The sequence below is a fragment of the Asticcacaulis biprosthecium C19 genome, from assembly GCF_000204015.1.
GTDB classification, from domain to species: Bacteria; Pseudomonadota; Alphaproteobacteria; order Caulobacterales; family Caulobacteraceae; genus Asticcacaulis; species Asticcacaulis biprosthecius.
In genome coordinates this window covers 418,830-433,086 of the sequence record NZ_GL883077.1, presented here as the reverse complement: position 1 = coordinate 433,086, position 14,257 = coordinate 418,830, and the positions used below count along the sequence as shown (strand labels likewise).

The following is a 14,257-nucleotide window of genomic DNA, read 5'->3' as shown; positions in this document are numbered from 1 at the left end:
GACACCTTATGCCCCCGACCAAAAGCTCAGGCAACGCAAACCGCTGGAGTATCGCCTTGTGGGGCGGTGCGGCCGCCCTTCTTCTGGTGCCCCTTATTGCCATGCAGTTTAGCCATGACGTACAGTGGACCGTGTCAGATTTTGCCTTGATGGGCGCCTTGCTGGCCACGGCATGCGGCATCTACGAACTGGCGGCAAGATTACAGGGCAACGGTGCCTACAAGGCCGGTGTGGCCCTCGCCGTGGTTGGCGCCTTCCTGCTGATCTGGGTCAATCTCGCGGTCGGCATCCTGGGGTCTGAAAACAATCCGGCGAATCTGCTGTTCGGCGGCGTCCTTCCGGTAGCGATGATGGGTTCCGTGATCGCCTGGTTCCGGCCGCTCGGCATGGTGATAACCATGGTCACGACCGCCTTCGCGCAAACCGTGGTTGCCATATTCGCCCTCACCCAAGGCTACCAGGACGTGCTGCTGCTTGGGTTCTGGATAGTGTTGTGGCTGGTTTCGGCAGGCTTGTTCGCCCAGGCGTCGCGCCAGAAGAAAGGTGTGCCGAGCCAGGTGTGAATTCTGTAGTGTATGCGGTGAGTATCGTAAAAGTGTTGTCCGCAGATAAGCCAGATAAGTCAGATGGCCAGCGTATCTGGCAATCGTTTGCGTATGTTCTGCACGGTTTACTAACGAGCAACGCTCGTCGAAAAAACTGAATTTTAAAAGCAAGATCAGCGCCGACCATCTGACTTATCTGGATTATCTGTGGACAACACTTTGCGGAGATTTCCGTCGAATGCAGGCGGGTCAGTACAACTTCTGAACCGGCAGCAGAAAGAGATTGGCCGTCAGCCGTCCGGTTGCCGGATCGTCGCTCAGGGGCACCCCGTCGATCAGGGCTGAATGCAGGGCGTTGCTGCGGTAAAGTATCAACCGGTTGAAAGCTGCCGGCACCCAGTCGATCAGTTCGAAATAGGGGGTCTCCGCCGAAACGTGTCGCGTCAGCGCCGCGCCCCCGGCCTCCAGCTCTGCCGATACGGTGGCGACATAGTGCGCCCGCCGGTCCGGGGTCACGACCTCATAGCCCGTGGCACGATGACGAAAGAAGCCCGTACCACCGGTCGGTACGGACATGTAATACACGCTGGCCAGACGGTTATGTTCCGGCGTGTCCTGATGCGGAATCTTCTGGATCGGCTCCAACGCCTCCGGTGGCAGGGTCGGCAAGCCCAGGAATCCGAAATGGGTCATCCGCAACGTCGGGGGAATTCCGAAAACCTTCGTCATCATCTGCTGCAGTGCCGGCATCAGGCTCTGCATAAATCCGGCCGGCAACGGCGCATTCAAACCCGGATATCGGGTGTGGCGCGCCATTTCGAACTTGGCCGTCCGGGCGGCCGCGACCAGGATGTCCGGATTGGTGAAAACGTTGTCGACGATGACAAGGGGCTGTTGCTCACGGCCGACACGTCGGATCTCCAGGTGCGCGGCGGGGTTCAGATGAAGGGTCATGTCGGTCATGACCCCTCATTAAACCAAGGCTCGCCGCTTAGGAAGGCGACCGCGCCGTGAACGCGACGACCGCCGGCTTCAGTCCGTCCGATACGGCCTTCAAGGTCGCCTTGCCGGGCTGGCCGGTCGACTGGACGATCACCTGAGCCCAGCCATTAAAGACACTGCGCTGCCACGGCGCCGCCGGTGTGGTAACGCGTAAGGTCCCCCACTTGGTGGCACCGACCGACCGGTCGTACAGGCCCTGCACGCCGCCTTCAGGTGTCGCGAAAACGTAGGCCAGATTGTTGTTGTCCTTCAGCGACGCCGGATCGACGTCGACCACCAGCGCGCCGTCGACCGTCTTCGGCTCGACCGTGACGCCGTTGATATAGACGGTCTGACCTTCGCCCAGCCGATCGATATACAGCGTGATGACGCCGCCCGGCGTCAGGACCGGTCGGGCAAACTGGCCGCGCAGCACCAGGCCTTTGGTGGCCGGCGGCTGGGCTTCGGGCGGCAGCCACTGGGTCGGGTCGCGCCATGTCGCGGTATCGGCGGTGTCGGCCACCGCTGGTCCACCGTCAAGGCTGTTGATGGCCAGGGAGCGCCAACCGGACAGGGCGTGATAGGCGTGGCGTTCGGCGGGCCGGTCGGCCTCATGCGAACCGGGGTCGCCATTGCCGACGCCGATGACGCGGATCGGCCCGCTTGTTTCGAAGTTCACACGGTTGCCGGCGACGGGGACAATCCGGCCGGCCTTGTCCGTGACATTGACCCAGACGACCGAAATATCCGCGCCGTCGGCCTTAAGGTTTGTGGTGTCGGGCGTCAGAGTGACGGTCGCCGGGTCGGTGGTGGTGACGACCTCGTTGGAAGCGACCAGCTTGCCATCGATATAGGACTTGGCGGTCAGCTTGCCGGGCGTGTACGGCACGCTCCATTTGAGGTGCGAATCCTTGACCAGGGTTTGACGGCCCAACGACTTACCGTCCTGGAACAGCTCGACCGTGTCGCCGTTGCTGTAGACACGGACATCGATGGCCTGACCTTCGCGCCCAGCCCAGTTCCAGTGCGGCAGGATATGGACCATCGGCTTCTGGGTCCAAACGGATTTTAGGTACCAGGCCGTGTCTTTGAGGGCGCCGGTTGTGTCTGTCATGCCGAACTGCGACGAGATCGCCGGCCACCCGAAGGGCGTGGTTTCGCCGCGATAGTCGAAGCCGGTCCAGATGACCATGCCCGACATCCACGGCCGTTCCTGGACCCGGCGCCAGCCTTCTTCAATGCTGAGGCTGTTGCCTGGCCGACCCTGGCGGTCATAAGCGTTGAGATGGGATGCCGCCCGGTCGTCGAAGTAGATGCCGCGCGTGGTCAGGGTCGAACCTTCCTCCGACATCATGGCGGGCTTGTCCGGATGGGCGCGGTGGAAGGCGTCGACGTCATGCTGGGCGCCGTAATTGAAACCGATCACATCGGCGCCCAACGACACGCCCTGGCCGGAACCGCTGGTCGCCACCGTGGTGCGCCGCGTCGGATCCAGCCGTTTCGCGTCGGCCTGCATTTCGACGGCCAGGCGGGTGCCCAGTTCGTTCCATTCCAGTGCCCATTCCTCATTGCCGAGCGACCAGATGATGACGCTGGGGTGGTTGCGGTCGCGGCGGATCATCCGTTCCATCTGGCCGCGGATTTCCGGCGTGGTACCCATCATGCGGTGCTCGTCGATGACCAGCATGCCCAGACGGTCGGCTTCATCCAGCAGTTCCGGCGTCGGCGGATGGTGCGAGGCGCGGTAGGTGTTGACGCCGTAGGATTTGAGCTGCTTCAATCGCCAGGTTTGCAGGCCATCGGGCAAGGCGACACCGACCCCGGCGTGGTCCTGGTGGTTGTTGGTGCCTTGCAGCTTCAGGTTTTTGCCATTGAGAAAGAAGCCCTTGTCCGGATCGAAGACCACGGTCCGGATACCGAACGTCGTATCATAGCTGTCGCTGACCACGCCGTTCGTCAGAATGGTCGTCCGCAGGCGATAGAGGTGCGGGGTTTCCAGCGACCATAGCTGGGCCTGATCGACGGTCACGGTCGACGTAAAGTCGCCGGACGCGACCGCCTTCACCGTTAGTTGGGTGGTTTCACCTTCGGCGACCTTGCGGCCATCGGGGGCAAACACCTCCTGACGAATGGCGAAGGTCTCGGGCGCTTTGCCGTCATTGTCGACCGTGACATCGATGTCGAGGCGGGCCTTGGCGCCGTCGACCGTGGTGCGGACAAAGGTGCCCCATTGGGCGACGTGCAAGGCGTCGGTCTTGGTCAGCCAGACATGGCGGTAGATGCCGGCGCCTTCATAGAACCAGCCTTCCTCGGTGGTCGCATCGGCGCGGACGGCGATCACATTGTGGCCGCCATAGTTCAGGTAGTCGGTGATGTCGTAACGGAAGCCGGAATAGCCGCTGGGTTCGGTGCCGATATAGTGGCCGTTCACCCAGACCACGCTGTCGCGATAGACGCCGTCGAACTCCAGGGCGATGCGCCTGCCCTTGTCGGAGGCAGGGATGTCGATGACCTTACGGTACCAGCCGACGCTGTTCTCCGGGAAAGGGTGGCCAATGGCTTTCGAACCGTGATTGGTGTTGCCGCGGGCATCGAACGGCAGTTCGACGGCCCAGTCGTGCGGCAGATCGACCTTGCGCCAGGCCATGTCGCTGAAGTCGGCATTGGCAGGCCCGTCGCCATAACCAGCCTTGGCGAAGAAGAAAGGCCTCAGGCCGTGGCGGAAGTCTTTTTCGGCGTCGTCGGCATGGCCGTAGGCAAAGCGCCAGTCCTTGTCGATATTGATGCGTTCGCGCGCAGCCGTGGCGGCGGCCTGAACCGTCTCGGCGGCGACGGCGTGCGGTCTCGCCAGTCCGGCAGCCAGGATAAGGGCCGCCGTGGCAGCCGTCAGAAAAGGTTTCACGCCGTATCTCCTCATTTTTTCCGATTTGTATGATAATACAAGGCGGGGGACAAGGGGGGCGTAGATAGTCAATGGCGTCAGGGTTTGAGAGGGACCAGGATGTACATGCAAACCCTGTCCTGCCTGTCCTGTTTGCGACACTCGAGACAGATTCGGCCGACAACAACGCGTACTGTAAAGCACCACCACATGCCGCGGTGCGGTAGATTTTTTGCCCTTTCTCGCAAAAATGATCGCTCTGTTACCCAAAAGCACCGTTCGTTCGCGATTTCCTCCAAGAATTCTGACACGCATGACAATTTTCTTGACAACCTATGGCCGCCTTGGCAATGATAGCGCTGTCAGAAGATGACAAGGTTGTCATTCTGGCTGATGAAAGACTTACGACGGCTCTCTTTGTTGTAGTAAAATCAATATCTTATACGTTTTGTCCGACCTGTACAGGTCATGAGTGTTCGACGACAATGAGGCAACCGGCGTCTGCACCGCCACATGCCTGTGCCGAAGCGGGTCTTGGCAACGCCGACAGGACGCATCCCTCGACTGCCTCCTCTTTTGCACGGCAAGCCGTGCAGTATTTGAGATTTTAGACTTTGCGCGGTTTAGGTAACTGAGCCTCGCGCCTCCAACATGGTTTCGCGACCATGTCTGAACGGGCGGGACCTGTAGTTTCGCACAGGCCCGCGCCCTTCTTCCCCAACTGGCTGTTTCGGATTAACCGAAGCAACATCTTGTCTCCCTCAAAAACTGGCTTACAGTTTTTGAGGGAGACCCTTTCCTTTGCAAATGATGGACCGATGGCATGGGCGTGATGCCGCCGCGCGGGAACCTGCTGTCTGACAAACGAAAAGTGGATGCTGTGGTTCGGCTTCTGGATGTCGGCAATCCGCCATTGGAACAATTTGTGAAGACACGTCCGGGTCATGACGATGTCGTGAAATCTGTCTGTCCGGCTGTGGAACCCGTTTAAATCATTCATAAAAGTATACAGTAACCCTTTGTTGGAGATTTTCCGACACATTGATAGGCAATGAAAAATACTGAAAAGGCGTAGACTTGCTCGCCGAAAAGGTGTGAACTTGTTGCGAAACGCTCGCAGATCAGACGGGCGGCATTGTAGTATAGGGTACTTGCGTAATGATCGACGAGCCGCTTCCGGTCGTCAAACCCAAGGTTCGCCTCAAGATGGCGGACGTGGCGCGCCTTGCCGGCGTGTCCGTCTCCTCTGTGTCGCGCGCCCTGGCTGACAGCCCCCTCATCCCGAAGGAACTTCGCGAACGCATCCAGGCGATCGCGCGTGAGAACGGCTATGTCGTCAACCAGGCGGCCCGAAACCTGCGGCTTCAGACTACCCAGACCATCGGGCTGATCCTGCCCATGGGGCCGCAATCCGACGATCAGCTAACCGATTCCTTCCTTCTGGAGATGATCGGCGCTTTGGCTGACGAAGTGGTGCGACGCGGCTATGACCTGTTGTTGTCCAAGGTGAACGCGACTTCCGATGGCTGGCTTTTCGACCTGACCCATTCGCACCGTTTCGACGGCCTGCTGGTCCTGGGGCAGAGCGATCAGCATGTCGCCCTCCAAGCCGTCGGCGCCGAATACCCCGCCATGGTGGTATGGGGCGAGAAGATGCCACGCCAGTCCTACGCTTCGGTGGGCGTCGACAACGTTCTGGGCGGCCGGCTAGCGGCCCGCCATATGGTCGCCGGCGGTTGCCGGGACATCCTCTTCGTCGGACCGTCCGGCGTGCCGGAGGCTGATGCCCGCTACACTGGCTATTGTCAGGGGCTGGCCAGTACTTTGGCCAGTACTCTGGCCCAGTCCGGCGCGCCCCAGCGCATCGAAAGCCGGTTCAATTTCGAGTCCGCCCTGACAGCGGTGCGTGAGGTCATTGCCCGCAAACAGACCTTCGACGGTCTCTTCTGTGCCTCGGATATTATTGCCCAGGCCGCTCTGACAGCGCTCGCCGAAGCGGGGCTGAGTGTACCGGGTGATGTCGCGGTGTGTGGCTTCGATGATATAGGCCTGGCGCGCAGCCTGTCGCCGGGACTGACGACCGTGCGCCAAGATCGGGCCACAGGTGCCCGGCATATGGTGGACATTCTTTTCCGGCGGCTCAACGGCATCGTGGCGCCGTCCGTGCAGATCAACGCTGAACTGGTTGTGCGCGGCACGACACGCGGGGTGTAGACACCACCTATGCCCGTCGCGTCGCCCGGTTGGCCGGCATCTTGACGCGAAGTCGGAATCGGCCTCTTTGTTAGAAGTTATGCCAAAAAATCACTCGTTGTGCGTGGAACAATGGTCAACGGTTTTTGTTAGCCATTTTCTAGCACGGCTTGGGCGTTCTTCGCGCCAAACGCTTCCTTTCGCCCCAGGTCTGACGAGAAATATCCCGCTGTGCGACGGCGTGAACATTCGGTTCATCCCGCCTTCACCTGGTGGCCACAAAGCGGCGGCCAAACGTCTTTTTCGTGCCCTTGAATTGCCGTTCCTCCCCTTTACGGTCTAAACACACAACACGATCAAAAAGGGTAAACCCATGACCGACCTCCATCGCCGCTTCCTGTTGACAGGCCTGACCGCAGCGGCCCTGACCGCCGCTGTGCCGGCCCTGGCCCAGGGCGGAAAGAACAGCTTCGGCGGACTGATCACGCCGCCGACCTTTAATGCCGCCGACAAAGGTCGCATCGACAAGGCGACCCAGTATCTGCAGGCGCTGACCACGGCTCAGGGTCGTTTCGAGCAAACCGATTTCCGCGGCCGCAAGACCCTGGGCAATTGGTATCTCTCGCGTCCGGGCAAGATTCGGTTCGAGTATGATGCCCCCTACTCGCTGCTGATCGTCGCTGACGGCCAGAAGGTAAAAATGTGGGATCCCCGCCTGAAGTCGTTCGACGAATATCCTTTGGGCGAGACCCCGTTGTCCTTGTTCCTGTCGCGTCAGATCCGCCTCGACCAGAATGTCGTCGTGACTCAGGTGAAATCCAGCGCCTTAGGTTTCACGCTGAGCGCCCGCGATCGCCGCAAGCAGGTCGAAGGCCATATTGCACTGGTTTTCGACCAGGCCGGCAATGGCAACCTGACCTTACGGGAATGGACCGTGACCGATGCACAGGGTAAGGCGACCCGGGTTCACCTGACCAGCTTTAACCGCGGCGGCGGTTTTAAAAGCGACCTGTTCGTGCTCAGTAAGTCGCAGATGAAAAAATAATCTTGTTCTAAACTTTTTTTCTTGCGAATTTTCGCAGGCGTGTTATTTTTCACACATGGAGATTGGACGGCGGTCGATTTCCGAGCGTGCGTTTTTCCCTGTTTTCTCTTCGTGTTATGTGCCAAAATCTTGCCCGGTCCGTTACAACGGATCGGGTTTTTTGTAATTTTACAGCGGCTTAGGCTGCCCATCCTCCGGACAATATGCGCCTTTCCTTTGCCACCTGGAATGTCAATTCCGTTCGCCTGCGCATGCCGCAAATCCAGGCCTTTCTCGCCCAGACGGAGATAGACATCCTCTGCCTGCAGGAGATCAAGTGCCAGGAACACGAATTTCCCTACGACGCCTTCCGCGCCCTCGGGTTCGAGCACATCCACGTCGCCGGCCAGAAGGGTTGGCATGGTGTGGCAATCGTCTCGAAGGTACCGTTCGAATCCGGCGATCTCCTGCCCTTCTGCCGTCGCGGCGAGGCCCGCGCCCAGGCCATCCGGGTAGACAATGTCGATATCTGGAACTTCTACATTCCGGCCGGCGGGGACGTGCCCGACCGTACGACCAACGACAAGTTCGACCACAAGCTCGAATTCTACGAACGCCTGTGCACCCATCTGGCGCAACGCAATCGCGACCACCCGCTGCTGATCTGCGGCGATCTCAACATTGCTCCCGGCGAGTTCGACGTATGGAGCCACCGCCAGATGCTGCGCGTGGTCAGCCACACCCCGCTGGAGATCGAGGCTTTCGGCAACTTCATGGCTTGCGGCGACTTTCATGATCCGTTCCGCGTGGCCTATCCCGAACCGCAGAAGATCTTCACCTGGTGGAGCTACCGCGCCAGCGACTACCGTGCCAGCAACCGCGGCCTACGCCTGGACCACGTCCTGCTCAACCCCGCCCTGATGGCGCGGGTAGCAAACCTGACAGCGAAAATCCATGACGATGTCCGCGGCTGGACCCAGCCCAGCGACCACGTGCCGGCCCAAGTGACGTTCGAGATTTAAAACGCTGGGAATTCGAGTTGGGTAGTGTCGTAACCAAGCTCTTGCGCCTTGGACACCATGACGGCGCGCTCGGCCTCGGAAGGCACCTTACGGGCATAGATCCACAGGTTTTTCATCTTCGGATCGGCGCTGATGAACCAGCTATTATCGGGTGCTTCGTACAGAACCCAGTAGTGCCATGTGATAAAGAGCGGATATTCAACCTTCATCTTGGCATTGGCGCTGCCAAAATCTTCAATCGTCCCCTTGCCGCGAATGGTCTTCAGCTTGCCGTCCGGTGTGTCCTTGCGGCAGCCGTCCTCCACCGCCACAGCACCCCCGGCGCCCGCCGTATAGGTGCTGTAGCCAGCGACACAGCCGTCGGTCAGCCACATCGGTCGACGAGCGATTTCCAGCCACGTGCCGGAATAGTGGCTCATAGGCACCTGCGCCGTGGCGGGGCCGCCGCCTTCGGGTACGGTCGTACAGGCGGACAATATCAGTACACTGGTGGCAAGTAAGGCAGTTCGAATGAACATGGTCTCTCCTTCACGCCCCCGTATGCATACGTTGGGAAGCACAACCAGATCACCCAAAACAAAACCGGAGCCTCGCGGCTCCGGTTTGATTAAAACTGGAGGCGATACCCGCCGGCATCGGTCATCAGCAGCCGCGCATTGGCAGGATCGGGCTCGATCTTCTGACGCAGGCGATAGACGTGGGTTTCGAGCGTGTGCGTCGTCACCCCGGCATTGTAGCCCCAAACCTCTGTCAGCAGCTCTTCGCGTGAGATCGGCTTGCCACCGGCGCGATAGAGATACTTCAGGATGTTGGTTTCCTTCTCGGTCAGGCGCGTCTTTTTCTGCGTCTGGTCGACGAGGACCTTCAGTGCCGGCTTGAACTCATACGGCCCGATGCGGAAGGTGGCGTCTTCCGAGGTTTCGTGGCTGCGCACCTGGGCGCGAATCCGCGCCAGCAGGACGGCAAAGCGGAACGGCTTGGTGACGTAGTCATTAGCGCCGGCGTCGAGACCGAGGATGGTATCGGAATCCGAGGTTTGACCGGTCAGCATGATCACCGGTGTGGTCAGTCCACCCTTGCGCAGGATGCGACAAGCTTCGCGTCCGTCCATATCGGGCAGATCGACATCGAGCAGGATCAGATCGGCATTGATGGTTTTGGCCAGACGGACGCCTTCGGCGCCATTGGCAGCTTGGGTGACCTTGAATTCTTCATGGAGTTCCAGCTGCTCGGCCAGGGCTTCGCGCAGCTCGTCGTCGTCATCGACTATTAGGAGGGTTTTTTGTTGCACCATGATCCTGTATCTTGTGTTTTCTTTTCAGTTGAGGGGAAGTTCACCCTATGGTCAAGGTTTTTACCGCTGTTGCGGCTGACACGGAGGGTGGAATCCCTTCACTTTCCCTTGATGTACATAGTGTGCCTTGTGCGCTGGGGAAAGGGGGCGTGATCGCCGCCACGGACAAAAGAGAGGGCGACGGCAGGTCGCCGGCAGGTCGCTGGCCCATCCGCTACGTCTTTTACAGGCCCGACCGGGTCGCGCCGCCGCAGACGGCGCTCAAGCTGGTGCCGCTGTCGCCCGATGACGGCTGGAGCGATGATCCGGCGGCGCCCGACTATAACACCCATGTCAAACTCCCGTACGTCCCCAGCCACGAAAAGCTGTGGCGGGACGATCATGTCTACGATGTGATCGTGGTTTTGGGTCATAATGATGACCCGCCGGTTCCCGGGATGGGTTCGGCAATCTTTTTCCACCTGGCGCGTCCGGACTATTCCGGTACCGAAGGCTGTGTGGCCGTGGCGATCAGCGACATGCTGGAGTTCCTGCGTGAGGCCCAGCCCGGGGATGAGGTCGAGATTCGCTAGCTCGTGACAAGTAGTTGACTAGGATATTATCTCGATTTAGTTTCCTAGTCAATAAATAGGTAAACTATGTCCGATCCTTCTCAAATCAGTCCTCTGACGGCCCATCTCGGTTACTGGCTGCGCTTTGTCTCCAACCATGTCTCGCAAGGGTTTGCCCAGAAGGTTGAGGCTATGGACGTCACGGTCGCTGAATGGGTGGTGTTGCGCGAACTGCTGGAAAACGGACCGATGTCGCCATCCGCTCTGGCAGATCACCTGGGATTGACGCGGGGCGCGGTCACGAAACTGGCGGATCGGCTGATCGCCAAGGGCATGATTGGCCGCGCCTTCCGTATCGACGACCGGCGCCGCCAAACCCTCGAGATTCATCAAAAGGGCCGCGATCTGGTCCCCGGTCTGGCGGCCCTGGCTGACCTGAACGAGATCGAGTTCTTCGGTCATATGCGCGCGGAAGACCGCGACATCCTGGGCCGACTCATGCGCGACCTGGTGCGCCATCATCACCTCAAGACCATCCCGACGGAGTGACTCCATGACACCTTTCCGCGAAGCCGCTGAACGCTGCACCCTTGGCTCCGATGAAGAGCGCCTGAGTTTTCCGGCAGTGCTGGCAAGGCTGGCAGCGGTGGGAGTCGAACGTTATCACGCCGACCTCCAGCGGGCGGAAAAGACCTACTATCTCGCCAACGGGCAATCGGAGGTGATCCCAACTCTGGCAATGGCCGAACAGGCCGCGGCCGCGTTTGACGCTGCCAGCATCGAAGCCGCGGTTCGTGCCAGCCAGTCCGGCGCCATCAAATACAAGGAATTTTGCCTTCGCATCCTTAAGGCCGGCTGCGTCGCCTATCTCGTCTCTTTGGCTGGCCGCCGCGCTGTCTATTACGGCCGCACGGGCGAAACCCATATCGAGCTGTTTCCGAACTGACCCCGCGCGAAGCGGGATCCATCTAGTGGCTCTACGGTTTTCCCCGATTAAGTCTCTGTGTAATCTGTGGACCCACTTCCTTTATCTCAACGCGCACCAAAAATGGCCGAACCAACCCGGATTTCATTCGCCCCAAACGCCAGAGCCGTTTCGAAATCGTCGCTCATCCCCATACTGAGATGCGCCACGCCATTGCGCTCGGCAATCTTGCGCAATAGCCCAAAATACGGCCCGCGCGGACCTTCGACCGGCGGAATGCACATCAATCCCCCCACCTCCAGGCCGCAGTCGTCGCGACAAGCGCGGATAAACGCGTCAGCCTCGGCGGGAAGGACTCCCGCCTTCTGGTCTTCTTCGCCGATATTGACCTGGACATAGGTGACCGGCCGGCGGCCCTGCTTCTGGATCTCATCGGCCAAAGCCCGGGCGATCTTGCTGCGGTCGACTGTCTCAATCACATCGAAAAACGCCACCGCCTCAGCGGCCTTGTTGCTCTGCAACGGTCCGATAAGCCGCAGTTCCAAACCCGGCCAGTCACCCCGGACGGGCGACCACCGGTCCCGGGCTTCCTGGACGCGGTTCTCACCGAAACGGCGATGCCCGGCCTTCAGCACCGGCGCGATGACCTCCCAGGGCTGGGTCTTGGAGACCGCCGTCAAAAAGGCCGATCCGGCCGGCCGGCCGGCCACAGCCAGGGCCTTGTGCATCTGGTCCATGAGCTTAAGATAAGCGGCAGACGAGTCGTTCAGGGTTTCCATCGATGACATACCGGACTCGCTTTCAATATCTATTCGACAAGGCCACTGACATAACTCAGGAGGCCCGGGCTTTCCTACCCTCCGATCGCCGCCTGCCACCGCTTTTTTTTGTTACCGATCCGGCGCGCACCCCGCATCCGGAAGATATCGCCGCCCTGATGCCCGCCGGCACGGGCATTATCTACCGTCATTTCGGTGACTCCCATGCCCTGCAACGCGCCCGTTTGCTGAGAAGAATCGCCGACGATCACGGCCTCGTCCTCCTGATTGGTGAAGATGACGCCCTCGCGATCGAGGTCGGCGCCGACGGCGTTCACCTGGCCCAGAAGAGCCTGCCGCGCGTCGCACACCTGCACCGTGACCACCCGGAGCTGAAACTCAGCATCGCCTGTCACGATCTCGACACCCTGATGCATCTGGCGGACGATGCACCGCTTCAGGCCGTATTTGTCTCACCCGTCTTCGCCAGCCGCAGCACCTCGGCGCAAAACGTCGCGGCTTTGGGCGCCAAGGGCGTGCACGACTATACTGCCGCGACCGGATTGCCGGTCTACGGACTGGGTGGGATCACGTGTGATACGATCGGGGAGTTGCGCGACTGCGGACTGGCCGGTATCGGCGCTGTCGACGCATTTCATATCGCGGATTAGCTTAAAACTTAAAAGTTGTCTCGAGTCGGACGCGCGGCTGTTGCTTGTCCTTGACCGTCTTGGGTTCAGGCTTCAACGGATCGGACTTTTCACCGAAACCGACGGTGCCACCGACGCGCAGCGACGGGCTCAGCTTGTAGAAGGCGCCAGCATCGACGTCATTAAGGCCCGACGGTGCGGTTTCTGGCTGATTGATATCGAACTTGACGCCCCACTTGCCCTTCAGGTCGAACTGATAAATCTTCGACTGAGTCTGCGGAAACGTGTTGCCGGGCCGATCGATCAGGTTGCCTTTGGTCTGAGCCAAGGCCGGAAACGTCGTATTGGCCTTGGATTGGCCCGCGGCATGGGCGAACGGCGAGGCACCAGCGATTGCCAGCACGATCACGGACACAGCCATGGTTACAACGGGTTTCATCAACTCAGCTCTTTAAGCCCCTGGTCCAAATCCAGCGGAAAAGTGAATCTTTTCCGTCCAGCCCCGGACGCAAATTGCGTTCTACACATCCAATTTGGCATAGATATGTCAATTTGGGATTAAGGCGAATTGTCGCCGGGGTCAATTTTGAATCGTCGGCAAAACCGCTTCACATTACATTCGCGTAATTGATGTGTTGAATCGGCAACGCTTCCTGTCCCGATATAACACAGTTACCTGCTTAAATCGCACCAAGGCCCTATTGCCCCCTTATATTTCAGGTACGACACCGAGACAGGCCTTGAATTTGCCGTTCTGTTGATAAACTTAGAGAGCGACCTCTTGTCATACCCTACGGGCGGCGTGCTATAGAAGCGCGAGACCATACGGTGGTAAAGAACAAACTTAGGAATCCCGGCCTTGGGGGTGTTTTTCAAGCCGACCGCGGGTTCGACCATTTGCGGAGTGAACAACTCAATGACGACTAAGCGGTACGTGGCGGCTTTCGCAGCCCTGGGCCTGGCCCTTTCCCTGAGCGCCTGCGCCGGTATGGGCAAGAAGGACGCGAGCTATTCCAGCCAGCAAAGCGACGGCAAGATTCTTGGCATCTTCGGCGGCAGCGACAAGGATGCAAAAGCGGCGGCCTACAACGAACAGGCCGGCATCGGCGTGAACGCCTATCTGTGGCGCGCCTCGCTGGACACCATCTCGTTCATGCCGTTAAACTCGGCCGACCCCTGGGGCGGCGTCATCATTTCGGATTGGTACGCCAATCCGCAAAAGCCGGATGAGCGCTTCAAGACCACCATCTACATCCTCGACTCGCGTCTGCGCGCCGACGCTCTGAACGTGTCGGTCTACAAGCAGGTTCAGCAGGGCGGTCAGTGGATCGACGCCGACGTCTCGCAACAGACCCAGCTCGACATTGAAAACGCCATCCTGACCCGCGCGCGTGAGCTTCGTCTCTCCGACGTCAAGAACTAAGCTTCAGTCC

At 59.7% G+C, this 14,257-nt stretch carries 15 protein-coding genes; 9 read left to right on the top strand and 6 right to left on the bottom strand.

Annotated features, from left to right (window positions below; all coding sequences use genetic code 11):
• The first annotated feature begins 8 nt into the window (after window positions 1–8).
• Entirely contained in the window at window positions 9–563 is a 555-nt protein-coding gene (locus ABI_RS02335) for a hypothetical protein (protein WP_006271212.1), read from the top strand.
• 231 nt (window positions 564–794) lie between these two features.
• Here the strand turns inward: ABI_RS02335 and ABI_RS02330 are convergent, their stop codons facing one another.
• Window positions 795–1,508 (bottom strand): DUF6445 family protein, encoded by a 714-nt coding sequence (locus ABI_RS02330; protein WP_006271211.1) that lies wholly within the window; start codon window positions 1,506–1,508, stop codon window positions 795–797.
• Between the two features lie 28 nt (window positions 1,509–1,536).
• A complete protein-coding gene (gene galA, locus ABI_RS02325; protein ID WP_006271210.1) occupies window positions 1,537–4,428 on the bottom strand; it encodes a beta-galactosidase GalA in 2,892 nt (963 codons plus the stop codon).
• Window positions 4,429–5,565: 1,137 nt separating this feature from the next.
• On the opposite strand from galA, the gene ABI_RS02315 reads away from it, so the two are divergent.
• The 3 genes from ABI_RS02315 (at window position 5,566) to xth (ending at window position 8,646) form a co-directional block, all read left to right on the top strand.
• Complete coding sequence (locus ABI_RS02315) at window positions 5,566–6,621, top strand: LacI family DNA-binding transcriptional regulator (RefSeq protein ID WP_006271208.1); 1,056 nt, start codon at window positions 5,566–5,568, stop codon at window positions 6,619–6,621.
• A gap of 352 nt (window positions 6,622–6,973) precedes the next feature.
• Window positions 6,974–7,645, top strand: coding sequence for a LolA family protein (locus tag ABI_RS02310; RefSeq protein WP_006271206.1), 672 nt, complete (start codon window positions 6,974–6,976; stop codon window positions 7,643–7,645).
• A 203-nt stretch (window positions 7,646–7,848) separates the two neighbouring features.
• On the top strand, window positions 7,849–8,646 hold the full coding sequence (gene xth, locus ABI_RS02305; RefSeq protein WP_006271205.1) for an exodeoxyribonuclease III: 798 nt from the start codon (window positions 7,849–7,851) through the stop codon (window positions 8,644–8,646).
• On the opposite strand, the gene ABI_RS02300 is transcribed toward xth, so the two are convergent.
• Both ABI_RS02300 and ABI_RS02295 read right to left on the bottom strand, forming a co-directional pair.
• Entirely contained in the window at window positions 8,643–9,164 is a 522-nt protein-coding gene (locus ABI_RS02300; protein ID WP_157138675.1) for a lipocalin family protein, read from the bottom strand. The genes xth and ABI_RS02300 overlap by 4 nt on opposite strands.
• Before the next feature lie 89 nt (window positions 9,165–9,253).
• A complete protein-coding gene (locus tag ABI_RS02295; protein ID WP_006271203.1) occupies window positions 9,254–9,940 on the bottom strand; it encodes a response regulator transcription factor in 687 nt (228 codons plus the stop codon).
• A 47-nt stretch (window positions 9,941–9,987) separates the two neighbouring features.
• Here ABI_RS02295 and ABI_RS02290 point away from each other — a divergent pair, with 47 nt between their 5' ends.
• The 3 genes from ABI_RS02290 to ABI_RS02280 all read left to right on the top strand — a co-directional run bounded on the left by ABI_RS02290 (window position 9,988) and on the right by ABI_RS02280 (window position 11,437).
• On the top strand, window positions 9,988–10,512 hold the full coding sequence (locus tag ABI_RS02290) for a L,D-transpeptidase family protein (RefSeq protein ID WP_040308510.1): 525 nt from the start codon (window positions 9,988–9,990) through the stop codon (window positions 10,510–10,512).
• A gap of 66 nt (window positions 10,513–10,578) precedes the next feature.
• Window positions 10,579–11,040, top strand: a complete 462-nt coding sequence (locus ABI_RS02285; protein WP_006271201.1) for a MarR family winged helix-turn-helix transcriptional regulator — start codon at window positions 10,579–10,581, stop codon at window positions 11,038–11,040.
• A gap of 4 nt (window positions 11,041–11,044) precedes the next feature.
• Complete coding sequence (locus ABI_RS02280; protein ID WP_006271200.1) at window positions 11,045–11,437, top strand: DUF1398 family protein; 393 nt, start codon at window positions 11,045–11,047, stop codon at window positions 11,435–11,437.
• 86 nt (window positions 11,438–11,523) lie between these two features.
• Here ABI_RS02280 and ABI_RS02275 read toward each other — a convergent pair whose 3' ends face one another.
• Window positions 11,524–12,204 carry a YggS family pyridoxal phosphate-dependent enzyme gene (locus tag ABI_RS02275; RefSeq protein ID WP_006271199.1) on the bottom strand — a complete coding sequence of 227 codons (681 nt, stop codon included), beginning with the start codon at window positions 12,202–12,204 and terminating at the stop codon, window positions 11,524–11,526.
• Between ABI_RS02275 and ABI_RS02270 the strand changes: the two genes are divergently transcribed.
• Window positions 12,198–12,845 (top strand): thiamine phosphate synthase, encoded by a 648-nt coding sequence (locus tag ABI_RS02270; protein ID WP_006271198.1) that lies wholly within the window; start codon window positions 12,198–12,200, stop codon window positions 12,843–12,845. The genes ABI_RS02275 and ABI_RS02270 overlap by 7 nt on opposite strands.
• A gap of 1 nt (window position 12,846) precedes the next feature.
• On the opposite strand, the gene ABI_RS02265 is transcribed toward ABI_RS02270, so the two are convergent.
• Window positions 12,847–13,263, bottom strand: a complete 417-nt coding sequence (locus ABI_RS02265) for an NtrZ family periplasmic regulatory protein (protein ID WP_245531280.1) — start codon at window positions 13,261–13,263, stop codon at window positions 12,847–12,849.
• A 477-nt stretch (window positions 13,264–13,740) separates the two neighbouring features.
• Here ABI_RS02265 and ABI_RS02260 point away from each other — a divergent pair, with 477 nt between their 5' ends.
• Window positions 13,741–14,247, top strand: a complete 507-nt coding sequence (locus ABI_RS02260) for a DUF3576 domain-containing protein (RefSeq protein WP_040308508.1) — start codon at window positions 13,741–13,743, stop codon at window positions 14,245–14,247.
• Window positions 14,248–14,257 lie beyond the last annotated feature (10 nt).